Source organism: Lentisalinibacter sediminis (assembly GCF_040706615.1).
GTDB lineage: Bacteria > Pseudomonadota > Gammaproteobacteria > Steroidobacterales > Woeseiaceae > Lentisalinibacter > Lentisalinibacter sediminis.
This window is the reverse complement of record NZ_JAPDRF010000008.1, coordinates 99,044-123,638: the sequence shown is the minus strand read 5'-3', so window position 1 is coordinate 123,638 and position 24,595 is coordinate 99,044. Positions and strand designations below refer to the sequence as shown.

Annotated in this window: 23 protein-coding genes; 18 read left to right on the top strand and 5 right to left on the bottom strand. The window is 68.8% G+C overall.

The annotated features are described in order from the left end of the window. Window positions 1-209 precede the first annotated feature (209 nt). Window positions 210-1,142 carry a class I SAM-dependent methyltransferase gene (locus ACJMKX_RS17060; protein WP_405228073.1) on the bottom strand — a complete coding sequence of 311 codons (933 nt, stop codon included), beginning with the start codon at window positions 1,140-1,142 and terminating at the stop codon, window positions 210-212. Between the two features lie 87 nt (window positions 1,143-1,229). On the opposite strand from ACJMKX_RS17060, the gene ACJMKX_RS17055 reads away from it, so the two are divergent. Continuing rightward, window positions 1,230-1,403, top strand: a complete 174-nt coding sequence (locus tag ACJMKX_RS17055; RefSeq protein ID WP_405228071.1) for a hypothetical protein — start codon at window positions 1,230-1,232, stop codon at window positions 1,401-1,403. 9 nt (window positions 1,404-1,412) lie between these two features. Beyond that, the gene (locus ACJMKX_RS17050; protein WP_405228069.1) at window positions 1,413-2,891 is read left to right on the top strand and encodes a pyridoxal phosphate-dependent decarboxylase family protein; all 1,479 of its coding nucleotides are present in this window, start codon (window positions 1,413-1,415) and stop codon (window positions 2,889-2,891) included. On the opposite strand, the gene ACJMKX_RS17045 is transcribed toward ACJMKX_RS17050, so the two are convergent. Then, window positions 2,888-3,622, bottom strand: a complete 735-nt coding sequence (locus ACJMKX_RS17045; RefSeq protein ID WP_405228067.1) for a flavodoxin family protein — start codon at window positions 3,620-3,622, stop codon at window positions 2,888-2,890. The genes ACJMKX_RS17050 and ACJMKX_RS17045 overlap by 4 nt on opposite strands. Before the next feature lie 104 nt (window positions 3,623-3,726). On the opposite strand from ACJMKX_RS17045, the gene ACJMKX_RS17040 reads away from it, so the two are divergent. Together ACJMKX_RS17040 and ACJMKX_RS17035 are read left to right on the top strand one after the other, a co-directional pair. Then, window positions 3,727-4,506 (top strand): glucosaminidase domain-containing protein, encoded by a 780-nt coding sequence (locus ACJMKX_RS17040; RefSeq protein ID WP_405228065.1) that lies wholly within the window; start codon window positions 3,727-3,729, stop codon window positions 4,504-4,506. Continuing rightward, window positions 4,499-5,605, top strand: a complete 1,107-nt coding sequence (locus tag ACJMKX_RS17035) for a polysaccharide deacetylase family protein (protein ID WP_405228063.1) — start codon at window positions 4,499-4,501, stop codon at window positions 5,603-5,605. The genes ACJMKX_RS17040 and ACJMKX_RS17035 overlap by 8 nt, the downstream gene beginning before the upstream one ends. 22 nt (window positions 5,606-5,627) lie before the next feature. Here the strand turns inward: ACJMKX_RS17035 and ACJMKX_RS17030 are convergent, their stop codons facing one another. Further along, entirely contained in the window at window positions 5,628-7,622 is a 1,995-nt protein-coding gene (locus tag ACJMKX_RS17030) for an alkyl/aryl-sulfatase (RefSeq protein WP_405228061.1), read from the bottom strand. 146 nt (window positions 7,623-7,768) lie between these two features. Here ACJMKX_RS17030 and ACJMKX_RS17025 point away from each other — a divergent pair, with 146 nt between their 5' ends. The 7 genes from ACJMKX_RS17025 (at window position 7,769) to ACJMKX_RS16995 (ending at window position 15,924) form a co-directional block, all read left to right on the top strand. Next, the gene (locus tag ACJMKX_RS17025; RefSeq protein ID WP_405228059.1) at window positions 7,769-9,523 is read left to right on the top strand and encodes a choice-of-anchor I family protein; all 1,755 of its coding nucleotides are present in this window, start codon (window positions 7,769-7,771) and stop codon (window positions 9,521-9,523) included. 151 nt (window positions 9,524-9,674) lie between these two features. Continuing rightward, window positions 9,675-10,985, top strand: a complete 1,311-nt coding sequence (locus tag ACJMKX_RS17020) for an amidase (protein WP_405228058.1) — start codon at window positions 9,675-9,677, stop codon at window positions 10,983-10,985. After that, window positions 10,982-11,629, top strand: a complete 648-nt coding sequence (locus tag ACJMKX_RS17015; protein WP_405228056.1) for a GntR family transcriptional regulator — start codon at window positions 10,982-10,984, stop codon at window positions 11,627-11,629. The genes ACJMKX_RS17020 and ACJMKX_RS17015 overlap by 4 nt, the downstream gene beginning before the upstream one ends. A gap of 160 nt (window positions 11,630-11,789) precedes the next feature. Continuing rightward, window positions 11,790-12,503 (top strand): C39 family peptidase, encoded by a 714-nt coding sequence (locus ACJMKX_RS17010; RefSeq protein ID WP_405228054.1) that lies wholly within the window; start codon window positions 11,790-11,792, stop codon window positions 12,501-12,503. After that, a complete protein-coding gene (locus ACJMKX_RS17005) occupies window positions 12,500-13,972 on the top strand; it encodes a RimK family protein (RefSeq protein ID WP_405228052.1) in 1,473 nt (490 codons plus the stop codon). The genes ACJMKX_RS17010 and ACJMKX_RS17005 overlap by 4 nt, the downstream gene beginning before the upstream one ends. Continuing rightward, on the top strand, window positions 13,965-15,206 hold the full coding sequence (locus ACJMKX_RS17000) for a carboxylate-amine ligase (RefSeq protein ID WP_405228050.1): 1,242 nt from the start codon (window positions 13,965-13,967) through the stop codon (window positions 15,204-15,206). The genes ACJMKX_RS17005 and ACJMKX_RS17000 overlap by 8 nt, the downstream gene beginning before the upstream one ends. Beyond that, entirely contained in the window at window positions 15,196-15,924 is a 729-nt protein-coding gene (locus ACJMKX_RS16995) for an N-formylglutamate amidohydrolase (protein ID WP_405228048.1), read from the top strand. Before ACJMKX_RS17000 ends, ACJMKX_RS16995 begins: the two co-directional genes overlap by 11 nt. On the opposite strand, the gene ACJMKX_RS16990 is transcribed toward ACJMKX_RS16995, so the two are convergent. After that, window positions 15,887-16,822 carry a sensor domain-containing diguanylate cyclase gene (locus tag ACJMKX_RS16990; protein WP_405228079.1) on the bottom strand — a complete coding sequence of 312 codons (936 nt, stop codon included), beginning with the start codon at window positions 16,820-16,822 and terminating at the stop codon, window positions 15,887-15,889. The two genes, ACJMKX_RS16995 and ACJMKX_RS16990, sit on opposite strands and share 38 nt — an antisense overlap. Before the next feature lie 219 nt (window positions 16,823-17,041). Here ACJMKX_RS16990 and ACJMKX_RS16985 point away from each other — a divergent pair, with 219 nt between their 5' ends. From ACJMKX_RS16985 to ACJMKX_RS16975, 3 genes are all read left to right on the top strand, one after another. Continuing rightward, the gene (locus tag ACJMKX_RS16985; protein WP_405228046.1) at window positions 17,042-18,868 is read left to right on the top strand and encodes a protein kinase domain-containing protein; all 1,827 of its coding nucleotides are present in this window, start codon (window positions 17,042-17,044) and stop codon (window positions 18,866-18,868) included. Window positions 18,869-18,952: 84 nt separating this feature from the next. Next, window positions 18,953-19,285 carry a YegP family protein gene (locus ACJMKX_RS16980; RefSeq protein ID WP_405228044.1) on the top strand — a complete coding sequence of 111 codons (333 nt, stop codon included), beginning with the start codon at window positions 18,953-18,955 and terminating at the stop codon, window positions 19,283-19,285. 164 nt (window positions 19,286-19,449) lie between these two features. Next, a complete protein-coding gene (locus ACJMKX_RS16975) occupies window positions 19,450-20,247 on the top strand; it encodes a tyrosine-protein phosphatase (RefSeq protein ID WP_405228042.1) in 798 nt (265 codons plus the stop codon). A 22-nt stretch (window positions 20,248-20,269) separates the two neighbouring features. On the opposite strand, the gene ACJMKX_RS16970 is transcribed toward ACJMKX_RS16975, so the two are convergent. Continuing rightward, window positions 20,270-20,875, bottom strand: a complete 606-nt coding sequence (locus tag ACJMKX_RS16970; RefSeq protein ID WP_405228040.1) for a rhomboid family intramembrane serine protease — start codon at window positions 20,873-20,875, stop codon at window positions 20,270-20,272. A 107-nt stretch (window positions 20,876-20,982) separates the two neighbouring features. Between ACJMKX_RS16970 and ACJMKX_RS16965 the strand changes: the two genes are divergently transcribed. From ACJMKX_RS16965 to ACJMKX_RS16950, 4 genes are all read left to right on the top strand, one after another. Next, window positions 20,983-22,011, top strand: a complete 1,029-nt coding sequence (locus tag ACJMKX_RS16965) for an amidoligase family protein (protein WP_405228038.1) — start codon at window positions 20,983-20,985, stop codon at window positions 22,009-22,011. Beyond that, on the top strand, window positions 21,984-22,685 hold the full coding sequence (locus ACJMKX_RS16960) for a gamma-glutamyl-gamma-aminobutyrate hydrolase family protein (protein WP_405228036.1): 702 nt from the start codon (window positions 21,984-21,986) through the stop codon (window positions 22,683-22,685). Before ACJMKX_RS16965 ends, ACJMKX_RS16960 begins: the two co-directional genes overlap by 28 nt. After that, a complete protein-coding gene (locus ACJMKX_RS16955; protein WP_405228034.1) occupies window positions 22,682-23,119 on the top strand; it encodes a YqaA family protein in 438 nt (145 codons plus the stop codon). Before ACJMKX_RS16960 ends, ACJMKX_RS16955 begins: the two co-directional genes overlap by 4 nt. A 112-nt stretch (window positions 23,120-23,231) precedes the next feature. Then, entirely contained in the window at window positions 23,232-24,593 is a 1,362-nt protein-coding gene (locus ACJMKX_RS16950; protein ID WP_405228033.1) for an MFS transporter, read from the top strand. Window positions 24,594-24,595 lie beyond the last annotated feature (2 nt).

The window sequence follows — 24,595 nt, the reverse complement described above, 5'->3', positions numbered from 1 at the left end:
TCGGCAGCGGATCGCCCAGCTCCTCCAGCAGCGCGTAGCGATCTTCCAAATCGAAAAAACCCGGCTGCATCCCCGTCACCTCGCGCCAAATCTCCTGCGCGCAATTTTGACAGGAATACGCCGGGGTTTTTAGAGGTTCCTTAAAGCCCCTCCTACCCGGCCCTCCTACATGCCCATCAGGGATCGGGCGCGAAGGCCCGCCCACGTGGCTATTCCGCCGGCTTGCGGAACAGCAGCGTCATGCGGTTCGATTCGCCGACCGCCTGCAGCTGTTCCCGCAGTTCCGGGTCTTCCCGGCTGGTGGCCAGCGTCGGCGGCAGCCGCCAGACCACGTCCTCGGTGGTCGGCTGGTCGGCCGGGTTCGCGTTGATATCGCTCTCGGCGGCGAGTTCGAAACCGGCCTCCTCGAAAGCGTTGATGACGAAGGCCTGCTTGAGATAGCCCGCACTGCCGTCCGCCCACTCGTCGGGCATGTCCGGCCTTGCCTCGTGCTGGACGACGCCCACGACGCCGCCCGGCTTCAGTACCGCATACGTATCGGCGAGCGCGGCCGTCAGGTAACCGCCTTCGTCCTCGAAGCGGGCGAGGTTGTGCAGGGCGCGGATGAACAGCATCGCATCCGCCGTCCCCTTCATCTCCTCGGGCAGCGAGCCGAGCACGAAGGCCGAGACCGCGGCGCCGTCATCGCCGGCCCAGCCTTCCGCCTGAGCGGTCCAGTCCTCCACCCATGTCTCCTTCTTCTTGATCTGCTCGTCGCTGAAGAAGCCGAACAGCGGGAACATCTCCAGCGCGTAGTCGGCGCCGATCACCCGGCCGTCCGCGCCCAGATAGGGCAGCACGATCTTCGTGTACCAGCCGCCGCCGGGCAGCGCCTCGACCACCGTCATGCCCGGTTCGATGCCGAAGAACGCCAGCGTCTCCTGCGGATGGCGGTGCTCGTAGCGGGCCTGCACCTCCTCGGGCTGGGCCGCCAGGATCTCCGCCAGTCGTTCGGGCGCGGGCTTCGCGGCAAGCTCGGGCGACGCCGTCTCCGCTGCCGCTTCCGGCTCGCCAGTCGGCTCGGTTGCGGGCGCCGAGGCCTCTTCGGGCTGGCCGCAGGCGGCAAGCAGCAGGGCGGCGGGCAGCAGCAGGTAATTCTTCATGGTATTCCTCGTTCCGTCTCGCGGGGTTACGGTCAGTCCGTCGATTCTAGGGCAGTCGGCAGTGCGCGCAAACGGTAAACTCGAAGCATGAATTCCAGATTGCTGTTGATGGTGGTCGTTCTTTCGCTGCTGGCGCTGCTCGCTCTCATCGGGCTGCAGCGAGCACTGGAGGAGGCGGTGCAGGAGCGCAGCCAGCAGGAATCTGCGCAAGAGGATACGCCGCCGGCGGAATCTCCGACTCCGGATACCAGGGCACGTTAGCATTCACCTATGCCGATCGTCGCAGACAAGCTCGCTGCGCTGGAGGCACGTGCCGCCGCGCTGCACCCGTCCGCCGAGGAACGCGGCGAACTCCTGACCGCCGTCAACGAGCGTGCGGAAGACTATCTGACGCGGCTGGGTACCATGCCCGCCTACACGACGCCCGACTCCGCCGACCTCGCGGTGCTCGACGAGCCGTTCGGCGATGAGCCGGCGCCGATCGACCACGTACTCGCCGCCTATGCCCAAGGGGTCGAGCGGCCCGGCGTGAACGAGACCGTGGGCCGCTTCTTCGGCTTCATCCCGGGCAGCGGGCTGTACGCTGCGGCACTCGGCGACTACCTGGCGGCCGTGACGAATCCGTACGCCGGGGTGACCTACGCCAGCCCGGGCGCCGTCAGAATGGAGCGCCGCCTGCTGCGCTGGGTTGCGGATTTCATCGGCTATCCGCAATCCGCTGCCGGAGACCTCACCTCCGGCGGCAGCATCGCCATCCTGTCGGCGATCGTGACGGCGCGGCAGGCCTGCGCCGTCCGGGCGCGGGACGTCGAACGCACGGTGGTCTACCTCACGGCCCAGACTCACCACTGCGTCGACAAGGCGCTGGCCATCGCCGGCGTCGGCGAGTGCGTGCAGCGGCGCATCCCGCTGGATGCACGCTACCGAATGGACGTCGGCGCGCTGGAGGCGCAGCTCGCGCAGGATCGGGCCGACGGGCTGCGGCCCTGGCTGGTCGTCGCCTCCGCCGGTACCACGGATACCGGTGCGGTGGATCCGCTGCCGGCCATCGCGGACGTCGCCGAACGAGAAAGGCTGTGGCTGCACGTGGACGGTGCCTACGGCGCGTCCTTCGCCCTCACGGGCGAGGGCAAGCGCCGACTTGACGGCATGGAGCGGGCCGACTCCATCGTGCTCGACCCCCACAAGGGCCTGTTCCTGCCGTTCGGCACCGGGCTGGTGCTGGTGCGCGACGGCGAGAAGCTGCGGCAGGCCTATACCTATACTGCGAACTACATGCAGGACACGGGCGGTTTCGGCGAGGCCATGGAACTCTCGCCGGCGGCAGCCTCGCCGGAGCTGAGCCGCCACTTCCGCGCGCTGCGTCTGTGGCTGCCGCTGAAGCTCGCCGGCGTGGACGCCTTCCGCGCCGCGCTCGAGGAGAAGCTGCTGCTCGCCCGCTATTTCCATGCACGCATGACGGGGCTGCCCGGCTTCGAGGTGGGACCGGAGCCGGACCTGTCCATCGTCGTGTTTCGCTATGTGCCCGGAGTGGGCGATGCCGATGCATTCAACCGCCGGCTGGCGGAACGCATCCAGGCCGACGGCCGCATCTACCTGTCCACGACGCGCCTCGGCGGGCACAACGTGCTGCGGCTGGCCATCCTGAACGTGCGCACCCACCGGCGCGAGGTGGATCTGGCCGTCGAGGTCATCCGCGAGACGGCCGCGGCGCTGGACGGGCGCGCCGATGCGTCCGCGCCAGACTAGCGGTACTCGGGATTCTCGAAGCCGAAGCGTTCGCTGGCCTCCCACGCGCTGCGCTGGTTGCCGTACGCCGGGATGCCGCCGGCCTCCTTCAGCATCCTCGCCAGGTGCATGAGATTCCAGCTCATGAAGGTGACGTTGCGCTGGGTGAATTCGTTGTCGAAGCCCACCGGTCCGTCCTCTGACGGATCGCCGTAGCTCGGGCCGGGTCCGGCCTCGCCGATCCAGCCGGCATCGCACTGGGGCGGGATGACATAGCCCAGGTGCTGCAGCGCGTACATCACGCCCATGCCCACGTGCTTCACGCCGTCCTCGTTGCCGGTGACGATGCAGCCGCCGACGCGCCCGTAGTAGACGTACTGCCCTTTCTCGTTGGTCTCGCCGGACTGGGAATAGAGCCGCTCGATCACCCGTGAGCACACGGAGGATTTCTCGCCCAGCCAGATGGGCGTGCCGATCACCAGGATATCGGCGGCATGGACTTTCTCGTACAGCGCCGGCCAGTCGTCGCGCTCGTGGCCGTGCTCGGTCATGTCCGGCTGCACGCCGGGCGCGATGTGGTGGTCGACGGCCCGCACGGACTCCACCGCGACGCCCTGCCCGCGCATGATGTTCCGTGAGGCTTCCATCAGCCGATCGGTGTGCGAGGGCTCCGGCGAGCGCTTCAGCGTGCAGTTGACGAAGAGGGCACGCAGGTCGTCGTAGCCGGCCGGCGGTTTGTCATGCTGTTCCATTGCTCGCTCCCTATTAATCGCTCCCGTGTCGTCCCCGGTGACACCTTAACGCCTCACCGGCCGTCCTGCAGGGGCGGAAAGGAGCGGATGTTAGTATCCCTGCCATGTTTTCCAGTGATCGACTACAGAATCTGCGCCGCGCCCTCGCCGGACGCGAGATGCTCGTGGCGGCGGCCGTCGCAGCCGTCGCCGTCCTGTTGTTCACAGGTCTGTTCCTTCTGCTGAGCGGCGACCGGGTGCCGGATTTCCGCCAGTACGAGGCCGGCGCCGAGCGCAAGGTGCGCTTCTTCGAGTTCCTCCGTCCAATCATCGAGGCCGAGAACACGCGGGTGCTCGAGGAGAGACGCCGCCTCGAGGAGCTGGCCGCCGAGGATGGGCTCGGCTGGCTGGATCGCCGCTGGCTGCACGGCCTGGCCGAGGACTACGGGCTGGACCCGCAAGAGTACGAAGACGACACCCTGATCATGGCGCTGCTGCGCCGGGTGGATGTGGTGCCGGTCTCTCTCGCGCTGGCGCAGGCGGCCAAGGAATCCGGCTGGGGCACTTCCCGTTTCGCCCGCAAGGGCAACAACTTCTTCGGCGAGTGGTGCTACGAGGCGGGTTGCGGCCTGGTGCCGCGGGCGCGGGCGGCCGAACGCAGCCACGAGGTGCGGGCCTTCGACAGTCCCCGCGAGTCCGTAGCGAGCTATCTTCGCAATATCAACACGAACCGGAGCTACAGGGAACTGCGCCGCGTGCGCGCCGGCCTGCGGGCGCAGGGCAGGCCGCTCTCCGGTCTGGTGCTGGCCGAGCAGCTGCAACGCTATTCGGAGCGGGGACAGGCCTACGTGGACGAGATCAAGGGGCTGATCCGCTACAACGACCTGGAGCAGACCGGTGCGTAGCCGCGGGCGGCGTACGCAGCGGTGCTGCGCGGTTGTCCTGCTCGCGCTCGTCTCGGTCGCCTGCAATGCGGAGGATTCCACGGCCACGCCCGCCGATCCGGCGTCGCAGGCGCATGCGGTGATCCTGCTCTATCACCACGTGAGCGGGGACACGCCACCGTCCACCAGCGTGACGCCGGCGACCTTCGAGGATCATCTGGATTATCTCGCCGACTACAACGTGGTCCCGCTGGAGGCGATCGTCAGCGCGATCGAAGACGGCGTTGCGCTGCCGCCGGATGCCGTGGCCATCACCTTCGACGATGCGTACGAATCGGTGTACACGGAGGCACTGCCGCGTCTCGAGCGGCGGGGCTGGCCTTTCACGGTGTTCGCCAGCACGGACTACATCGACGACGACTACGGCGGCTATCTGAGCTGGGATCAGCTGCGCGAGATCGAGCGGCGCGGCGGGACGGTGGGCAACCACAGCCGCGCGCACCGGCACATGATCCGCCGCCAGCCGGGCGAGTCCGCAGACGAGTGGCGCGAACGCGTGGCCGCCGACATCCGCCATGCCGGGTCGCGGCTCGCCGACGAACTGGAGGCGCCGCTCACCTATTTCGCCTATCCGTACGGGGAATTCGACCGGGACCTGGAAAACGTCGTGGCGGATCTCGGCCTCGTGGCCTTCGGCCAGCAGTCCGGACCCGTCGGCCCCGCGTCGGATCGGCGCCACCTGCCCCGCTTTCCCGTAGCCACCGCCTATGCGGACCTGGACTCACTGGGGGACAAGCTCGACAGCCGGCCGCTGCCGGTGCGCGTGCTGGCGCCGGACAGCCGCGTGCTGGCGGCAGATGCCGGTCCGCCCGAACTGCGGGTCCGTATCCCCGCGGGCCCCTATGACCGCGAGCGCCTGCGCTGTTTCGTCACCGGGCAGGAGCCTGCGCGCATCACCTGGCAGGACGACGAGGCGACGATCCGCGCCCAGGCGGCACTCTCACCCGGGCGCAGCAAGTTCAACTGCACGGTCCCGGCCCGGGACGAGTCCGGCGCGTACTACTGGTACAGCTACCTCTGGATCAAGCCGCGAGCCGACGGCAGCTGGTACCCGGACTAGCTGCCCGGACTGGTTACATGAACTAGGGCGTCACGATGTCGAACGTCCCCTCCGGCCGCTCCAGCAGGCTGAAGAACCGCACCAGGTCGAGCTTGCTGCCCTCCAGCGTGATGTCGTCGGAGGTCAGCAGGTCGGTCAGGCCGATGGCACCCGAGGCGAGTCCGAGGTAGGCGTCCCGGGTCAGGCTCAGCGTCGCATTCGCCTCCGGGTCCGCGTCCCGGCGGTAGTGGTGAAGCACGCCGTTCTCGACCACCAGCACGTAGGTCTCGCCCAGATCCGTGAAAACCAGATTGACGGTGAGCTCCTCGTCCGCCGCCTTCGGTCCGTTCAGCCGTACCGCCATGGCATCCAGAAACCGCTCCGTGGGCGTGTGGCGCAGCAGGTCGATGGCGTTGGCCAGCGAGATGCCCTGTTCGGGCGGCCCGTGCCGCAGTTCGTAGGCGGCCGACAGGTACACGTCCCGCCACGGGCCGGACTCCGCCTGATAGCCCAGCTGGTCGTAGGTGCGGGCGAGCAGGGCGCGGGCGTCCGGATTCCCGGGTTGCGCCATCACCAGGTGATTCAGCACCTCCGCCACCCAGCGGTAGTCGCCCTCGTCAAAGGAGGCGCTCGCCTTGCGCAGCAATTCGTCGGCGCCGCCCATGTAGTCCACGTAGCGTTCGCCGGCGGCCACGGGCGGCAGCGGGTCCAGGTTGGCCGGGTTGCCGTCGTACCAGCCGAAATAGGCCTGATAGACCGCCTTGGCGTTGTGTTTTAGCGTGCCGTAGTAGCCCATGTTGGCGAACGATTGCTGCAGCGAGGCGGGCAGGGCGATCTCCTCGGCGATCTCCTTCGGCGTGCTGCCCTCGTTCGCCATGCGCAGCGTCTGATCGTGGATGTACTTGTACAGGTCGCGCTGCTGTTCCAGGAATTCCACCACCTCGCCGTTGCCCCACACCGGCCAGTGGTGGCTGCCGAAGTACACCTCGGCCTCGCCGAACAGCTGCAGCGCCTCGTCGATGTAGCCGCTCCAGAGCAGCGCGTCGCGCACCTTCGCGCCGCGCAGCGTGTAGATGTTGTGCATGTTGCGCGAGACGATCTCCGCCCCGCACCAGGCCTTCTGCTCCGGCAGATAGAAGGTCAGCTCCGCCGGCGCCTCCGAGTGGGGCGCGTTCTGGAACACGAACGGTACGCCGTCGATGGTCATCTCCTGGGGCGTTCTGTCCACGATCTCGGTGGGTTCCAGGATGGCAATGGTGCCGAAGGCCGGGCTCTTGCCGAGCCCCGAGCCCACGTGACCGCGCGGGCTGCGGGGCAGACGCCGGCCGTACATGTAGCCCGCGCGCCGGCCCATGGCGACGCCGGCGATCACGTTCTCGCTGGTGGCTTCCTCCAGGAAGCCCTCCGGCGCGATGACCCGGATGCCCTGCTCTCTGACTTCCTCCGCGCTGGTGATGCCGAGCACGCCGCCGAAGTGATCCGCGTGGCTGTGGGTGAAGATGATGGCGCGGACGGGCCGCTCGCCGAGTTCGGCATTGGCGAAGGCCATGGCGGCCGCGGCGGTCTCGGTGGCCGTCAGCGGGTCCACCACGATCCAGCCGGTCTCGCCGGCGATGAGCGTCATGTTGGAGAGGTCGAAGCCGCGCAGCTGGTAGACGCCCTCGGTGACCTCGAACAGGCCATGGATGTTGTTCAGCCGTGCCTGGCGCCGGAGGCTGGGGTTGATGGAATCGAATTCCGCCTCTTCCAGAAATTCATACGCGCTCATGTCCCAGACCGGGCGTTCCGCCGGGCCCACGCGCAGCTCGGGGACGCTGGCGATCAGGCCGCGGCGGGCCCGCTCGAAGTCCCGCTCGTTGTCGAACGGGCGCGCGTCGAGGACGCGCCGGTTCGACTCGGCGGTAGCCGCCGTCGGCGCGGTCGCGCCGGCCGCGTCGGCATCCTCGCTGTAAGGGATTTCCTGATCGGCGCTGCAGCCCGCGGCGAGCAGGACCATGACGACGGGCACGGCGAGGCGCCCGGACAGTGAATTGTTCATCGATTCCCCCATTCGATTCCGGCCGGACTCCGCGCCGGAATCATTCTCATTCTTAACCTTACGGCAACCCAGCCGTAATCCGGCTGTAGCGGCCGCCTCTTATGTTGCCAGACCTTCGGCTCACAACAAGCAACAAGAGGTCTGACATGGTACATCGCAATCTGCTCGTGACGGCGCTGCTCGCGGTCGTTTTCGCCCTGGCGGGCTGTGAGGGAGACGACGGCGCCACCGGTCCCGCCGGCCCCGAAGGCCCCGCCGGTCCGGCCGGACCCGCAGGCGCGGACGGCCAGGATGGCCAGGATGGCCAGGATGGCCAGGACGGCATCACGTCCATCACCCTCCAGCTGCTCGGCCGCTACGAGAGCGGGCTTTTCGACGAGGGCGCTTCCGAGATCGTTGCCTACGATCCCCCCACGAGCCGGATCTTCCAGGTGAATGCGGTCTCGGGTCAGGTAGATGTGATCGACATCGCGGCCCCGAGCGCGCCGCAGCTGGTCGACTCCATCGACGTCCGCGCCGCCGTCGCTGCCAACACCTCCATCACGACCGTGCTCGGCTCGGTGAACAGCGTCGCGGTCGCCAACGGCGTGATCACCGCGGCCATCGCCGCCGATGCCGGCGACGAGCGTGGCGTGGCCGCCTTCTTCCAGGCCTCCGACCAGAGTTTCCTCGCTGCCTACGAAGTCGGTTTCCTGCCGGACTCCATCGCGCTGAGCGCGGACGCCTCGGTGGCCGTGGTCGCGAACGAGGGCGAGCCTCTGGACGACTATTCGGTGGACCCGGAGGGCTCGATCTCGGTGATCGACCTGTCCGCCGGCGTGGCCGGCGCCACGGTGACCGAACTCGGCTTCACCGACTTCAACGCCGGCGGCAGCCGCGCGGCGGAACTGGACCCGTCTGTGCGCATCTTCGGACCCGGTGCCAGCGTGGCCCAGGATCTCGAACCCGAGTACGTGGCCATCGCGCCGGACGGCGCCACAGCCTACGTGACGCTGCAGGAGAACAATGCGGTGGCGGTCGTCGACCTCGCCACGCCTGCCATTGCCGCCATCGTCGCGCTGGGCGCCAAGGATCACGGCGTCATCGGCAACGAACTGGACGCGAGCGACCGGGACGGCGGCATCAACATCCGCAACTGGCCGGTAAACGGCTGGTACATGCCGGATACCATCGCCACCTACGAGTTCCAGGGGCAGACGCTGCTGGTGACCGCCAACGAAGGCGATACCCGCGACTACGACGGCTACTCGGAAGAAGCCCGCATCGGCGATCTCACCCTTGACCCGACGGCCTTCCCGGATGCCGCCACCCTGCAGCTGGACGAAAATCTCGGCCGCCTGCTCACCTCCACGGCGGACGGGGATATCGACGACGACGGCGACGTGGACGTGCTGTATTCCATCGGCGCGCGCTCGTTCGCCATCTGGGACGGCGCCACCGGCGCGCTGCTCTACGACAGCGGCAACGACTTCGAGCGCATCACCGCGAACCGGCTGCCCGCTCACTTCAATGCGGACAACGACGAGAACGACCGGGATACCCGCAGCGACGCGAAGGGACCGGAGCCGGAGGCGGTGGCCGTCGGCAACATCGGCGGGGCCACTTTCGCCTTCATCGGCCTGGAGCGGATTGGCGGCATCATGGTCTACAACGTCTCGAATCCGCAGAGCCCGCGCTTCGTCGAGTACCGCATCGACCGGGACTTCGCCGAGGAGCCCAGCCTCGGCGACACGGACGGCGATGGCATCGATGAGAGCAATCCCGCGGCCGGCGACCTCGCGCCGGAAGCCATCATCTTCATTCCGGCGGCCGACAGCCCGAGCGGCAACGACCTGATCGTGGTCGGGAACGAGGTGAGCGGCACGCTCACGCTCTATCAGGTGAACGTCGTGCCGGAATAGCCTTTCCTCTGCGTACCGTCAGCCGCGGTACCACGGCCGGCGTCGGGTTTCTCCCGGCGCCGGCCATTTTTTTATCCCCCGCCCGCCCGGCGTATACTCCCGGCCTTCCCGCAAGACCTGCCCGATCGCAGACCATGACCTGCCGCCGCCCATGACCGATCTGCCGACCGCCACCGATATCGTGCGCGCCATCGCGGCGAACGAGCTCACCGCGACCGAAGCGGTCGAGGCCTGCCTGGCAGTGATCGACGGCAGTGAGGGGCAGATTCATGCATTCGCCCACGTCGGGGCGGAACCGGCGCGGGAGCGTGCGCGGGAGATCGACGAGGTCTCCCCGGGCGGGCTGTTGCGCGGCGTGCCGGTGGCCGTCAAGGACGTCATCGATACGGCGGACATGCCGACCGAATACGGCTCGCCGCTGTATGCCGGTCATCGGCCGTCCCGGGACGCGGCGTGCGTTGCGATACTGCGGGCGGAAGGCGCCGTGATCCTGGGCAAGGCCCAGACCGTGGAATTCGCCTCCCTCGGACGTACGGCGGAGACGGTGAATCCCCACGACCACGGCCATACGCCCGGCGGCTCGTCCTCCGGCTCCGGGGCGGCGGTGGCCGCCGGCATGGCGCCGCTCGCTCTCGGCACGCAGACCGGGGGCTCGACCATCCGGCCGGCCGCGTTCTGCGGCGTCGCCGGCATGAAGCCCACCTTCGGCACGGTGCCGGTGGAGGGCATGAAGCCGTACGCGCCGAGCCTCGATACGATCGGCTGGATGGCCCGCAGCGTGGCGGATCTGGCGCTGGTCGCCCGCGCGTTCCGCATCGACAGGCGCGGCGACGGGCACGGCGGTGGCGATACGGAGCCCGTGGGGCGCATCGGCTTCTGGCGCACCCCCTACTGGGACGCCGCCGGTCCCGATACCCGCCGCGCGCTGGAAGAGACGGCGGCCGCGCTGCGCCGCGCGGGCATCGAGGTGCGCGATGTCGACGGCCCCGCCGGCGCCGAGCGTCTGAACGAGGCCCAGGACATCATCATGCACGGGGAAGGCCGCACGGCATTCCTGTCGGAGTACCTGCGCTGGCCGCACAAGCTGCACGCGGAGTTCGTGGCGGAGGTAGAGAACAGCCGCGGCATCGACGGCGCCGCGCTCGCCTGGGCGGGGGACTACCTCGGCAGCCTGCGGCCGCGCTTCGACGAGGCCATGGCCGATGACGACGCCTGGCTGGTACCGGCGGTACCCGGCGAGGCGCCCGCCGGCCTCGCCTCCACCGGCGATGCCGTGTTCAACCGGCTTTGGACCGGCCTGCACGCGCCGGCGGTCACGCTGCCCGGGTTCAGCGGCGCGGGGGGGCTGCCGGTGGGCATCCAGCTGGTGGCCGGGCGTTTCCGCGACGCTCGCCTGCTGGCGACGGCCGCGCGGGTGGAGGAGATCCTGGCGCGACGCACAAAGGAGGAAACCAGGTCATGAAGGCGGCATCGGATAAAGCCTACCGCATGCTGCGGGACCGTATCTTCAGCGGGGACTATCCGCCGGGTGCCCGGCTCAAGGAACGTGAGCTCTGCGCCGATCTGGAGGTGAGCCGCACGCCTGTGCGCGAGGCTTTGCGGCGGCTCGAAGCAGACGGTCTGGTGCAGATCGAGCCTCGTCGCGGCGGGGTGGTCAGGCAGGTCGACGCCGCGGAGGTGGAGGAGATCTTCGCCCTCGGCGCCGTGATCGAGGGTTTTGCCGCGAAGCTGGCTGCGCAGAAGGCCGATGCGGCGGGCATATCGGCGCTGGAGGACATCGTCGATGCCATGGGCGAGGTGCTGGAGCGCGGTGATGAACGCTGCCGCTCGGACTACATGAACCTCGACGGCCGGCTGCATGCCCGGATCGTCGCGTTGGCCGAGAGCCCCCGGTTGTCGGCCGCGCTGCAGCAAGTGGTGGGCGTACCCCTCCTGGCGCAGGCTCTGGGGCGCTACAGCCTCGACTATCTGCAGCAGAGTCTCGACCAGCATCGCGTCGTGGTCGAAGCCATCCGGCAGCGGAATCCGGAATGGGCGGAATCTGCCATGCGATACCACATCCTGGCCGCCCGTACCGTCATGCTGGCCAGTATCGAGACCGACTGACGGTGCGGCCCGGGGAGGCTGCGATGAGGCGCGAGTGGGCGTTCTTTGGCGGCACCTGGCGGGGGGCCGGGGAGGGGCTGAACCGCGCTCTTTACGGCGGCCGTATTCGGCGTATGCTAGCGTCCCTCGGCGCCGCGCCGCGGCCGGTCGACTCGCCGCATTGGCAACCAACCTCCAACTCGAAATCGTACCCCAGCCAGACGACCTGACCTGCGGGCCTACCTGCCTGCACGCCATCTACGCCTACTGGGAAGACCCCATCGGACTCGATCGTCTGCTGGCCGAGGTCCGTATGCTGCCGGCCGGTGGCACTCTCGACGTGTTTCTCGCCAATCATGCTCTCGCCCGCGGCTACGACGTGACCATCTTCACCTACAACCTGCACGTCTTCGATCCGTCCTGGTTCCCTGCCGGCGCGGATGCGCTGGTCGAGAGGCTGCGCCGCCAGTGCGAGGTAAAGCGCGACGGCCGGCTGCAGGCGGCGACAGCGGGCTATCTGCGCTTCCTCGAACTCGGCGGAAAGGTGTGCTACGAGGACCTCACGACCAGCCTGATCCGCCGTTACCTGAAGAAGGGGGTGCCGATCATGACCGGGCTCAGCGCCACCTACCTGTACCGCAGCGCCCGGGAGATCCCGGACACGATGGCCGCGGACGACATCCGGGGCGAGCCCTGCGGCCACTTCGTGGTGCTCTCGGGCTACGACCGGCGCGCCCGCCAGGTGAAGGTGGCGGATCCCTACCGGGCCAACCCCTATTCCGCGGACGGCTATTACCCGGTGGATATCCGCCGCCTGATCGGCGCCGTGTTTCTCGGTATCGCCACCTACGACGCCAACCTGCTGGTCATCCGTCCGCGGGGCAAGCGGCCGTGACCAACCTGATCGTCGTCGACGACCGCGAGCACTGGCCCGGGGAGATCGCCGGGGCCCGGGTGGTGGATGCGCTCACCTATCTCACGGCCGAGGAGTTCAGCCGCGGCCGCGGCCTGCGCGTCTTCAACCTCTGCGCCTCCTACCGCTACCAGCAATACGGCTACTACGTCTCGCTGCTGGCGACGGCCCGCGGGCAGCGGCCGCTGCCTGACGTGGCTACCATCCAGGACCTGAAGACGCGCACACTGCCGCGTCTGGCGAGCGACGATCTGGATGCGACCATCCAGCGCAGCCTGCACACCCTGGAGTCGGAGGAGTTCACGCTCAGCGTGTACTTCGGCCGCAACATCGCGCGGCGCCACGAGCGGCTGGCCAGGGCGCTGTTCAACCTGTTCCCGGCGCCGCTGATCCGGGCCTCGTTCCGCCGCCGCGATGGCAAGTGGTTGCTGGAGAACGTGCGCGCGGTACCGGTGGGCGAGATCCCGGAGTCCCACCGGGACTTCCTGCTGGAGTCCATAGAGGCCCACTTCGCCCGGCGCAGGCCGAGCCGCCGGCGCGAGATTCCGGGCGGCTATGACCTGGCGGTGCTCGTGAACGGCGACGAGGCGTCGCCGCCGTCCGATGCGCAGGGGCTGCGCCGCATCACGCGCGCCGCCCGCCGGGCCGGATTCAACGTGGAGCTGATCGGGCGGGACGATTTCGGCCGCCTGGCGGAATTCGACGCGCTGTTCATCCGCGAGACCACCAGCGTGAACCATCACACCTACCGTTTCGCCCGGCGCGCGGAGCTGGAGGGGCTGGTGGTCATCGACGACCCCATCTCCATCATCCGCTGCACGAACAAGGTCTACCTCGCCGAGATGATGCGCCGGCTCGGCGTGCCGACGCCGAAGACGCTGATCGTCAGCCGCAAGAACGCGGCGGCCATCGCCGACGGTCTCGGCTTCCCCTGCGTGCTGAAGCAGCCGGACTCCAGTTTCTCGGCCGGCGTCACCCGTGCCGACGATGCGGCGGAGCTGGACGCCGCCCTGAAGGCCATGTTCGAGAAGTCCGACCTGGTCGTGGCCCAGGCGTTCCTGCCGACGGACTTCGATTGGCGGATCGGCGTGCTGGACCGCCAGCCACTGTTCGCCTGTCGCTACTACATGGTGGAGCGGCACTGGCAGATCTACCAGCGCTCGGATACCGGGCGGGTGAGTTCGGGACGCTGGGATACGATGCCCGTCGACGACGTGCCCGCGGAGGTCACGGACATCGCGCTGAGGGCGGCCAACGCCATCGGCAACGGCCTCTACGGCGTGGACGTGAAGCAGACCGGGAAGCGCTGCTACGTGATCGAGGTGAACGACAACCCGAGCCTCGACGGCGGCGTCGAGGACGCCGTGCTCGGCGATCAGCTCTACGACCGCATCATGGCCGTCTTCCTGGCGCGGGTGGAAGCCCGCAAGCGGAGCCGCACCAATGGCTGATCGGGACACGCTGGGCCTGTTCGAGGGCTACGGCATCGAGATCGAATACATGATCGCGGATGCGGCCAGCCTGGATCCGGCGCCGGTCTGCGACTGGCTGCTCACCGAGGCTGCGGGCGAGCTCACGGACGAGTACGACAACGGCGCCATCGCCTGGAATAACGAACTGGCCATGCACGTCGTGGAGTTCAAGACCAACGGGCCGGTGAAGTCCCTGGACGGGGTGGCCGGTGATTTCCAGGCGAACGTCGCCCGCGCCGGCGAGATACTGTCGGGCCGCGGTATGCGCCTGCTGCCGGGGGCCATGCATCCCTGGCTGGAGCCCGCCACCGACATCCGGCTCTGGCCCCACGGGCAGCGCGACATCTACCGCGCTTTCGACCGCATCTTCGACTGCCGCGGCCATGGCTGGGGCAACCTGCAGAGCATGCAGGTCAACCTGCCTTTCCGCGGCGACCGGGAATTCGCGGCGCTGCACGCAGCGGTGAGGCTGGTGCTGCCGCTGCTGCCCGGTGTGGCGGCCAGCTCGCCCGTCATCGACGGCTTCGTGACGGAGCGCCGGGACAACCGGCTGCGCGTCTATCGCAGCAACTGCGCCCGCGTGCCCTCGGTGACCGGCCATGTGGTGCCCGAGCCGGTCGCGGGCCCGGGCGACTATCGCGAGCGAATACTGGAGCGGATCTACGGCGACCTCGCGCCGCTGGACCCCGAAGGCGTGCTGCGCCACGAGTGGGTGAACGCACGCGGCGCCATCGCCCGTTTCGACCGCATGGCCATCGAGATCCGCGTGATCGACAGTCAGGAGTGTCCGGCGGCCGACCTCGCGATCGCCGATCTCGCCGCCGGCGTGATCCGCGCGCTGGTGGAGGAGACCTGGGCGCCGCTGGCGACAATCGCAGCGTGGCCCCAGGCCGACCTCGTGCGGCTGCTGGCGCTGACCGAGGAGCGGGCGGAGACGCTCGAGATCACGGACTCCCGTTTCCTGCGCTGCTTCGGCTACGACGGCAGCTCGGAGACAGTGAGCCACCTGTGGGGCCGGCTGGCCGAAGACCTGAGCGCCCGCGGCTGGCTGCTGCCCGCGTCCGAGGAGCCGCTCGAGCTGTATCTGCGTCACGGCACGCTGGCGAGCCGTATCCGCAGGGCGCTGCCGCCCGAGCCCGGCCGCAGCGAGCTGCGGGAAGTCTATCGCCAGCTCGCCGACTGCCTCGCCGCCGGCCATGGCTTTGTCCCCTGAGCCCCGTCTCGTCCTGACCAGCGAGCACGGCACGGCGGCGGTGCCGGCGCGCTATGCGGGGCTGTTCCGCGGCGCAGACGAGGTGCTGTCGAGTCACCGCGCCGTGGATCCGGGCACCGCGGAGCTGACCGGTTATCTCGCGCGCCGCACCGGCGTACGGCCGCACCGGGCGCGAGTGACCCGGCTGCTGGTCGACTGCAATCGCTCGCCCGGCCACCCGGGGCGCTTCTCCGAATTCAGCCGCACCCTGCCGGCCGCCGAGAGGGAGCAGCTGCTCGAGCGCTACTATCGGCCCTACCGCGAGGCGGTGGAGGCCGACGTCGCACGCGCCATAGATACCGGTCACACGGCGCTGCACGTCTCTGTACACAGTTTTGCCCGGGTGCTGGACGGGCGGGAGAGGAACGCGGACGTGGGCCTGCTCTACGACCCCGGGCGAGAACGGGAGGTAGCGCTCTGCGGCCAGTGGCAGTCCCTGCTGCAGACCGAGCCCGGCCTGCGCGTGCGGCGCAATTACCCCTACCGGGGCGTGGCCGACGGCCTGGTGACCCGGCTGCGCCGGCGTTTCCCCGCCGGGTGCTATGTCGGCATCGAGCTGGAGGTCTGCCAGGACATCGCGGCGGCCGGCGGCCGCCGCTGGGGTCGAATCAAGGGATTGCTCGGCGACAGCCTGAAGGCCGTCATGGCGAGCGCTTGCTCCGCTTCTGCGCGTACATGAGCGCGTCGGCCTCGCGCAGCATGGCATCGAGATCGCCGTGGCGGTCCGGGTCGAACAGGAGACGCCCGACGCTGTAGGCCAGTCGATAGTCCTGCCCGGGTTCCGCGTTGCACTCCGTCACCCGACGGGCCAGCCGCTCCAGCGGCGCGGCCAGGTCCCCGGCGGAAATGTCCGCCGCGAACACGCAGAACTCGTCGCCGCCCAGGCGTGCCACCACGTCGGAGTGGCGGAACGACTTCAGCAGCAGCCGGGCGAAGGTGCGTATGGCCCGGTCGCCCTGCTCGTGGCCGTGGGCGTCGTTGATCTCCTTCAGTCCGTCCAGGTCGATGACCAGAAGCGCAGCCGGCTTGTCGTGGTTGGCGCACAGACGCATCAGGCGCTCCGCGGTGCGCAGGAAGCCCCGCCGGTTGGCGAGCTGCGTGAGCTCGTCCGTGACCGCCAGGGTCATGTTCTCGAGCTCCGCCTCCACCATCTCGCCGAGTTCGCACAGCATCTCCATGTCCTCCACGGAGAACAGCCGCGGCACCCTGTCCACGGTGAAGAAGGTGCCCACCCGGGAGCCGCTCGCCGCGCACAGCGGATAGCCGGCGTAGAAGCGGAAGGCGGTGCCGTCGGCGAGCAGCGGGTGATCCGCGTAGCGGGGATCCGCCGTCGTGTCGTGGACGACGAAGACGTCGTCAGCGGCCAGTGTGGCCGTCGGGTCCGATGCCGCCGGCTCGCCGTCGATGGCGGCGCGCTCGCCGTCGAGGCGCACCCGGGCCACCGGCGTGCCGAACAGGCGCTTTGCCAGCCGGGTCACCCGGTCGAAGCGCTCGTCCTCCGGCGTGTCCAGCATCCGCAGGGAATGGAACAGCTGCAGGCGCGTCGTCTCGCCGCTGGCATCGGTGGATGTCGGCATCACTCGCGGGCTCTCCGTCTCGGTTGTTGCGGCCACCCTACATAATCGGGCGCGGCGGTGGTGTGATCCGCGGCACAGAAGCGCGCCGGCCGCCGCAGTGGAACTGGGTCACGGTTTCGCGACTCACTTCTCAGGTCCGGTACTGAGCGGCCGCTAAGATTCTCTGCGAGGCGACGAAAGACGATTGACAAGCCGTCGGGGACCGGCAGCCGGGGCAGCATGGAAGAACAGCAACAACAACGTATCGGCCGATTCGAGGTGAAGCAGCGTCTGGGCCGCGGCGCCCAGGGGTCGGTATACCTCGCGCACGACCCGTCGCTGGAGCGGCTGGTGGCCGTCAAACTGCTGAGCGCCAGCAACCCGGAGCTCGCAGCCGTCGACGAGGACGGTCGCACCCCGCTGGAGGGTCGCATCGCGAGTCGGCTGCGCCACCCGAATATCGTCTTCATCTACGACGCCGGCGAGTACAAGGGGCTGCCGTACCTCGTGTTCGAGTACGTGCAGGGCAAGACGCTGCGCCACATCCTGAGTCAGCACGGCGCGCTGCCGCTGGAGCGGGTATGTGCACTGGTCGGCCCCATCCTGGACGGCGTCGCGGCGGCCCACGAGGAGGACGTGATCCATCTCGACCTCAACCCCCGCAACGTGCTGCTGGACAAGGACGAACGGCCCCGCATCATGGACTTCGGACTGTCCCAGGTGGTGGGCCGGGTCAGGCGCAGCAAGGAAACGGCCACCGGCACACTGCGCTACATGGCGCCGGAGCACTTCCGCGGCGGCGAACTCGGGCCGGCGACCGACGTGTTCGCCCTGGGCAGCACCTTCTACGAAGTCGTCGCCGGTCGTCCGGCGATGCAGGGCGATTCCGCGCCCGCCATCATCCACCAGCTCTGCGAGCGGCCCGTGGACATGTCGCCGCTGCAGGGCTGGCCGGCCGGGGAACTCTTCGCGGCCTTCCTGAAGGGGGCGCTGGAGAAAGACCCGGCGGCCCGCTACCGGGATGCCGGCGCCATGCGCGAGGCGTTCCGGCTGTTCCTGCAGGAGTCGGGCCTCGGCGAACAAGCGCAGTCCCAGTCGCACAGCACGGTGGAATTTCTGCTCAGGCGGATGCAGCGCAAGCAGGACTTCCCGACCATCTCGCGCACCCTGGTGGACATCAACCGGCTCACCGCCAGCGGCAGCGACGCACCGGCGGAGAAGCTCGCCAACGTGATCCTGCGCGACTACGCACTGACCAGCAAGCTACTGAAGCTGGTCAACTCCGCCTTCTACGGCCACATCGCCAGCGAGGTCACCAGCATCTCCCACGCGGTGATGCTGCTCGGCTTCGAGAAGGTGCGCATGATCGCCAACAGCCTCACCTTCTTCGGTCGCATGCAGGGCAGCCCGGAGCTGAAAGACGCCACCACCCGCTCGTTCATGTGCGGGCTCATGGCCCGCCACCTGGCGCGGCGCCGGGGACTCGCCGGGGCCGAGGAGGCGTTCATCTACGGCCTGTTCCGCAACCTCGGCGAGAATCTGGTGATCTACTACTTCCCCGAGGAGCACGGCGAGATCTGCCGTCTCATGGTGACCCGCCAGCTGTCGAAGATGGCCGCGTCCCGGGGCGTGCTCGGTGTGAGCTACGAGGATCTCGGCGCCGCCGTCGCCCGGGTTTGGAAACTCCCGGACGCCATCATCGACGTAATCCGCGGGCTGCCCAACGACGAGCCGGAGGAGCCGGCCTCGGAGGCGGACCGGCTGCGGGACATCGCGATATTCGCCGAGGAACTCTGCGACGTGGCCGGCAGGGACGAACACGAGGCCCAGGACGCGGCTCTGGTCCGGCTGGTGGAGCGATTCTCGCCCAGCGTCGAGGTCGATGCCGAATTCGCCGGCAGGCTCGTCGCGGCGGGCGCGGACAAGCTGCGCCAGTACGCCCCGGTCTTCGAGATCGACGTCGCCGGCAGCCCGTTCTGCCGCTCCGCCATCGCCTGGTCGCGCCGCTATTGTGAGGGTGGCGAGGTCGGCACGACGGGCACGGCCGTCCAGCAGCAGGCCGGCTGACCCTGCGGCCATTCATCTGACAGCCGCCGGTTTGATGGTATATTCGTCCGCTCGGACAACCAAAAACCGGAGAAGGAACAGGCAATGGCTGGCAAATTCGAGATCTACAAAGACAAGAAGGGTGAGTATCGTTTCCGTCTGGTGGCGGGCAACGGGGAGAATCTGCTCGCGAGCGAGGGTTACAAGTCGAAGTCGAGCGCCATGAACGGCGCGGAGTCCGTGCAGAAGAACTGCGGCGACGCCAATTGCTTCGTCAAGAACACGACTCCCACGGGCAAATTCCGCTTCAACATGAAGGCGAAGAACCACCAGGTCATCGGCACCAGCCAGAATTACGAGTCGGAGTCGAGCCGCGACAACGGTATCCAGGCCGTTGCGCGCGCCGCCAAAGGGGCGAAGGTCGTCGATCTGACCTGAGCAGGCGGCGGCTATCCTGCCGCCACTGCATCGGACAGGCCGATCGGACGGAGGCGGATCCGGCTGCCGGGTCCGCCTTTTCTTTTTTCGACAGGTCCGCGCTCGGCATGCAGTGTCAGGCGGGCGTGGCAAAATAGCGGATGATTCCATTGCCCGAAACGCTCATGACCCGGACCGCCGCATCGCCCAAGGAACCGCCCCGCCTGATCCCGTTCGAGCGGGCGCCGAATTTTCGCGACCTCGGTGGTTACTCCACGGCCGAGGGCCGGCGCGTCGCCTGGGGCCGCGCATTCCGCAGCAGCCACCTCGGCTGGCTGACGACTGCCGACCGCGAACGCTTCGCCGCGCTGAACATCGGCGAGGTGTTCGACCTGCGGCGCACCGGCGAATCCGAGGCGTATGCCAATCGGATCCCGCCGGGAGTCCGCAGCCACCATTTCGACATCGACGTCGGCAGCACGAAGCGCTACCGCAGGCGGCTGCAGGCCGGAACGGCCACCCGCGAATCCACTCACGACATGATGGTGGACGCCTACCGCAGCTACGTTACCGGGTTCGCGGAGCGCTTCGGCCGCCTGCTGAAACTGCTGGCCACCGCTGACGAGCATGCGGTGGTCATCCACTGCATGGTCGGCAAGGACCGCACGGGCATCGCCGCGGCCCTGCTGCTCGGTGCCCTGGAGGTGCCCCGGGAGGACATCCTCGAGGACTACCTGCTGTCCTCCGCCTATTATCCGCCCGACGAGATCCTCGCTCGCATCCGGCAGACCATCGAGGACTCGCTGGCGGGGCCGTGGGACGACCAGGTGGTGGCGCCGTTCTGCTCCGTCCACGAGGACTATCTCACCGCGGCCTTCGAGGAGATCGACCGGCGCTACGGCGACACGGAGGCCTACCTCCGCGCAGCGCTCGGGCTGGATGATGCGGATCTGGGTCTGCTGCGCGAGCGCTTCCTCGAGTAGCGCGGGAAATCGAGCGGGCGCATCAGCCCAGCATGGCGAACAGCCGCTGCCAGGCAGCGGGATCGGTGACGGCAACGAAGACCAGCCCGGACAGCGCGCCCCAGAGGTGGGCGTCGTGGTTGATCCGGCCCGTGGCGCGCCGCGCGGAATACCAGCTGTAGACGACGTAGGCCACCGCGAACAGCGGCGCCGGTATTGGCACCGGCAGCGGCAGGATGAAGATCGAATAGGTCGGGAAGTAGACGATGAAGGCGAACAGCACCGCGGAGATGGCGCCCGAGGCGCCCAGCGAGGCGTAGGCGGGGTTTTCCCGGTGCTTCACGAAGGTGCCCGCGTGGCTCGCCAGCAGCCCGATTGCATAGAGAATCACGAACGGGACGGTGCCGATATGTCGCTCCAGCGGCAGGCCGAAGAAGAAGAACGTGATCATGTTGAAGGCGAGATGGGGGACGTCGCCGTGGATGAAGCCGCTGGTGACGGCGGTGTGCCAGTCGCGTCCGCGGCGCAGCCGGGCGGGCCGGAACAGGTTCGCCTCGATGATGCGCGGGTTGGCGTACAGGCCCGCCAGGCTGACCGCGAGGGTCAGCACCAGCAGCGCGAGCGAGGCGGGATTGGCGGCTAGTGACATGGGGCGGCTCCGGGCTGGCCCGTATGCTAGCACCCGGGCCGCCACCCCGGAGCGTCCTCCTCGCGGCCAATGGGCATCTGCACAGGGCATCTGCTAGTGTCGACCGGATGGACGAAGGCGACTACACAGACCTGTTCGGGGACTGGCGCGTGCCGCTGCCCCCGGTTGCCGACAACCCGGACGGAGAGCCCCGGCGGGTGGGCGTCGAGCTGGAGATGATCGGCCCCGGCGTGGCCGAGGTCAGCCGGCTGGTCGCGACCCACTTCGACGGTCAGGTCGAGGAGAAGAGCCGCTACGAACACCTGGTGCACGGCGACCCCGCGGGCGACTGGGGCGTCGAGCTGGACTACGAATACCTGAAGCAGAAGGGGCGGGAGGAAGACCCGGAATCCGACCTGGCAGCCTTCATCGACGAGGCCGCCGAGAGTGTCGTCCGCGCCGGCGCCGAGGCGGTGGTGCCGGTGGAGGTGGTCAGCCCGCCGCTGCCGATGGAGCGGCTCGCCGAGGTGCAGTCGCTGATCGCGCGGCTGCGCCATGCGGGTGCCCGGGGGACCGGGGCCGGCATCTCCTACGCCTTCGGCCTGCAGCTCAACCCCGAGCTGCCGTCACTGGATGCCGGCACCGTGGTCGCCTATCTCAAGGCCTTCTTCTGCCTGTACGACTGGCTGGAGAAGCGCTCGGCACCCGATCTCACGCGGCGCCTGACCCGCTTCATGGCGCCGTTCCCTGCCCGCTACGTGCGCAAAGTGGTCGACCCGGATTACCAGCCCGGCCAGGCGCGGCTGATCGACGACTACCTGGCGGATAACCCCACGCGCAACCGGGCGCTGGACATGCTGCCGCTGTTTCTCTTTCTGGACGAGGAGCGAGTGCGCGCGGTCGTGGACGATCCCCGGGTGAAGCCGCGTCCCACCTTCCATTACCGGCTGCCGAATTGCGAGATCGATCGGCCTTACTGGGGCATTCATCTCGCCTGGGCCGACTGGCTGAAGGTGGAGGCGCTGGCGGCGGACCGGGGGAGACTCACGCGCATCTGCAGGGCCTATGTCCGCTGGCTGGACGAGCCGCTCGGGCACCTGCTGGAGAACTGGGCACGGGAGGTCGAGTCTTGGCTGGGTCAGACGGCAGACCGCTGATCGGCATCACCGGCCCGCGCCGGGGGGCGTGGGGACCGCGGGTCTGCGTGCATATGGCGGTGCTGCTCGCCGGCGGCCGGCCGCGTCACCTGCGCCCCGGCGACCGGGTATCCACGGGCGACCTGGACGGCGTGATCGTCACCGGCGGGCACGACGTGGAACCGGTGCTCTACAAAGCCGAGGCCGAGGTGGAGGGCCGCTACGACCCGGAGCGTGACGCCTTCGAATCCGAGATCATCGACTGCGCGCTCGCCGACGGTACGCCGCTGCTCGGTATCTGCCGCGGCGCGCAGCTCCTGAACGTGCGGCTGGGCGGCACTCTGTTCCAGGACCTGCGCGGCCGCCGCCACCGCACCTCCCACCGGCGCACGCTGCTGCCGCTGAAGACGCTGTGCGTGCGCGCCGGCACCCGGCTGGCCGCTCTGCTCGGCGGACAGGAACTGAAGATCAACAGCCTGCACAACCAGAGCATCGACCGGCTGGGCGAGGGCCTGGAGGTGTCGGGCCGGGATCTCGACGAGATCGTGCAGGCGGTGGAGGAGCCGCGGCGGCGTTTCCTCATGGGTGTGCAGTGGCACCCGGAGTTTCTGCTGTATCTGTCCCGCCAGCGGCAGCTGTTCCGCCGCCTGGTGGCGGCGGCGCGGGACTATCGATCCGGAGTCCCGCACGCTTGATCACCTACCTCGGACTCTTCTTCACCGCGCTGCTGGCGGCCACGTTGCTGCCGTTCTACTCGGAGGTCCTGTTCGCCGGCCTGCTGGTGGAAGGCTACGACCCGCTGGCGCTGTGGGTCTGGGCGACGGCCGGCAACACGCTGGGCGGGGCGGTGAACTGGGCGCTGGCCCGTTTCTTCCTGCGCTTCGAGGACCGGCGCTGGTTCCCGTTCCGCGAGAAGAACCTGGGCCGCGCCCAGGCCTGGTTCCAGCGCTACGGCGTGTGGTCCCTGCTGATGGCCTGGGCACCGATCGGCGGCGATGCGCTCACCTTCGTCGCCGGGCTGATGCGGGTGCGCTTCTGGCTGTTCCTGCTGCTGGTCGGCATCGGCAAGGGAGCCCGCTACGCCGTCGTGCTCTGGATGGTGGAGGGCGCGAGCCGGGCCGTCGCCTGACGCCGGCAGAAATTGACAGCCCGGTCGGTATTCTGCATCTTTCGGCGGGCGGCTGACTCGGGGGAGCGCCGCCGGGGGGGTGTGAGCCCGGCACGATCGCGGGGGAGACGATGTGAATGCCCGACCGCCCTTGAGTCTGGCGGACAACCGCTACGCCCGCCGGGTGTTGCTCTGCCTGCTGTATTTCACCCAGGGATTCCCCTGGGGGTTCGCCACCGTGGCCTTGCTCGCCATCCTGAGCGAGGCGGGCCACGACAAGGCCCAGACGGCCACCGTGACGGCCATGGCGATCCTGCCGTGGAGCTTCAAGTTCGTCTGGGCTCCGATGATCGACTCGCTGCGGTTCCCGGCGATGGGGCTGCGCCGTCCCTGGCTCATGTTCGCCCAGACCGCGATGGCCTTGACGCTGCTCGGTGCCGTGTACACGGGTGCGCTGGAGAGTACGGGTACGCTGACCTGGATTGCCTGGGTGTTCTTCATCCACAACTGCTTCGCGTCGATGCAGGACGTGGCCGCGGACGCGCTGGCGGTGGACCTGCTGGACGACAGCGAGCGGGGCCGGGTGAACGGCTTCATGTGGGGCTCGAAGCTCGCCGGCATCGCGGTGGGCGGCGCCGGCATGGGCTTCGTGGCCGCCCGCTGGGGGATACCGACGGCGGTCATCATCCAGGCGGTGATGGTGATCGCCGTGCTGGCGGTGGTCATCGCCTGGCCGGAGCGCGCGGGCGAGAAGCGGCTGCCCTGGAGCGCGGGGCGGGCCCAGGGCGTCGCCGCGGCGAGGGATTTCGGGCCGCTGATCACGCTGAAAGAGCTGAAGCGCGCCTTCTCCAACCGCACCACGGCCACGCTGCTGATATTCGGCATCATCCACGTCTCTACGGAAGGCCTGTTCTCCCCCCTGACCACGGAGTTCTTCGTGCAGGGGCTGGGCTGGAGCGCGGAGCGGTTCTCCACGGCCCAGGGGACCTGGGGCGTGCTCGGCGAGCTGGTGGGTGCACTGGCCGGCGGCTATCTCTGCGACCGGTACGGGCGCCGGCGCATGGCCGCGGTGGGGCTCACGGGACTCGCCGCGTCCATGGGCGGTTTCGGCCTGCTGTTCGCCGGCTCCTTCGATGCCGACGGAGGCCACGTGGTGCTGCTGCCGGCCTTCAAGGGCGCCATGGCATTCTCGACGGTCGCCATGTTCTCGCTCTACATGAAAGTCTCCTGGACGGCGGCCGCGGCCACCCAGTTCACGCTGTACATGGCCATGGGCAACCTCGGTTACGCGCTGGGCGCCAAGCTGCTGACCTGGCTGGACGTCGCCGGCTACGACCTGCGCCTGGACGAGCTCTACATGCTGGGCGGGCTCATGCCGCTGCTGGCGCTGCTGCTGCTGATCGGCCTGGATCCCGACGGCGTCGAGCGGCGCAAGATCGCCGAGCGCGAGGCCCTCGCGGCCAAGGCGGTGACAAGGGCCGCTGCAGCGGGCTGAGT

What these genes read in the sequence shown, in the direction of transcription:
- ACJMKX_RS16970 (WP_405228040.1), bottom strand. Translation starts at nt 20,875, where the DNA reads ATGTCACTAGCCGCCAATCCCGCCTCGCTCGCGCTGCTGGTGCTGACC.
- ACJMKX_RS17020 (WP_405228058.1), top strand. Translation starts at nt 9,675, where the DNA reads ATGACCGATCTGCCGACCGCCACCGATATCGTGCGCGCCATCGCGGCG.
- ACJMKX_RS16965 (WP_405228038.1), top strand. Translation starts at nt 20,983, where the DNA reads ATGGACGAAGGCGACTACACAGACCTGTTCGGGGACTGGCGCGTGCCG.
- ACJMKX_RS16980 (WP_405228044.1), top strand. Translation starts at nt 18,953, where the DNA reads ATGGCTGGCAAATTCGAGATCTACAAAGACAAGAAGGGTGAGTATCGT.
- ACJMKX_RS17045 (WP_405228067.1), bottom strand. Translation starts at nt 3,622, where the DNA reads ATGGAACAGCATGACAAACCGCCGGCCGGCTACGACGACCTGCGTGCC.
- ACJMKX_RS17015 (WP_405228056.1), top strand. Translation starts at nt 10,982, where the DNA reads ATGAAGGCGGCATCGGATAAAGCCTACCGCATGCTGCGGGACCGTATC.
- ACJMKX_RS17050 (WP_405228069.1), top strand. Translation starts at nt 1,413, where the DNA reads ATGCCGATCGTCGCAGACAAGCTCGCTGCGCTGGAGGCACGTGCCGCC.
- ACJMKX_RS17040 (WP_405228065.1), top strand. Translation starts at nt 3,727, where the DNA reads ATGTTTTCCAGTGATCGACTACAGAATCTGCGCCGCGCCCTCGCCGGA.
- ACJMKX_RS16990 (WP_405228079.1), bottom strand. Translation starts at nt 16,822, where the DNA reads ATGCCGACATCCACCGATGCCAGCGGCGAGACGACGCGCCTGCAGCTG.
- ACJMKX_RS17030 (WP_405228061.1), bottom strand. Translation starts at nt 7,622, where the DNA reads ATGAACAATTCACTGTCCGGGCGCCTCGCCGTGCCCGTCGTCATGGTC.
- ACJMKX_RS17060 (WP_405228073.1), bottom strand. Translation starts at nt 1,142, where the DNA reads ATGAAGAATTACCTGCTGCTGCCCGCCGCCCTGCTGCTTGCCGCCTGC.
- ACJMKX_RS17000 (WP_405228050.1), top strand. Translation starts at nt 13,965, where the DNA reads ATGGCTGATCGGGACACGCTGGGCCTGTTCGAGGGCTACGGCATCGAG.
- ACJMKX_RS17055 (WP_405228071.1), top strand. Translation starts at nt 1,230, where the DNA reads ATGAATTCCAGATTGCTGTTGATGGTGGTCGTTCTTTCGCTGCTGGCG.
- ACJMKX_RS16975 (WP_405228042.1), top strand. Translation starts at nt 19,450, where the DNA reads ATGACCCGGACCGCCGCATCGCCCAAGGAACCGCCCCGCCTGATCCCG.
- ACJMKX_RS16985 (WP_405228046.1), top strand. Translation starts at nt 17,042, where the DNA reads ATGGAAGAACAGCAACAACAACGTATCGGCCGATTCGAGGTGAAGCAG.
- ACJMKX_RS17025 (WP_405228059.1), top strand. Translation starts at nt 7,769, where the DNA reads ATGGTACATCGCAATCTGCTCGTGACGGCGCTGCTCGCGGTCGTTTTC.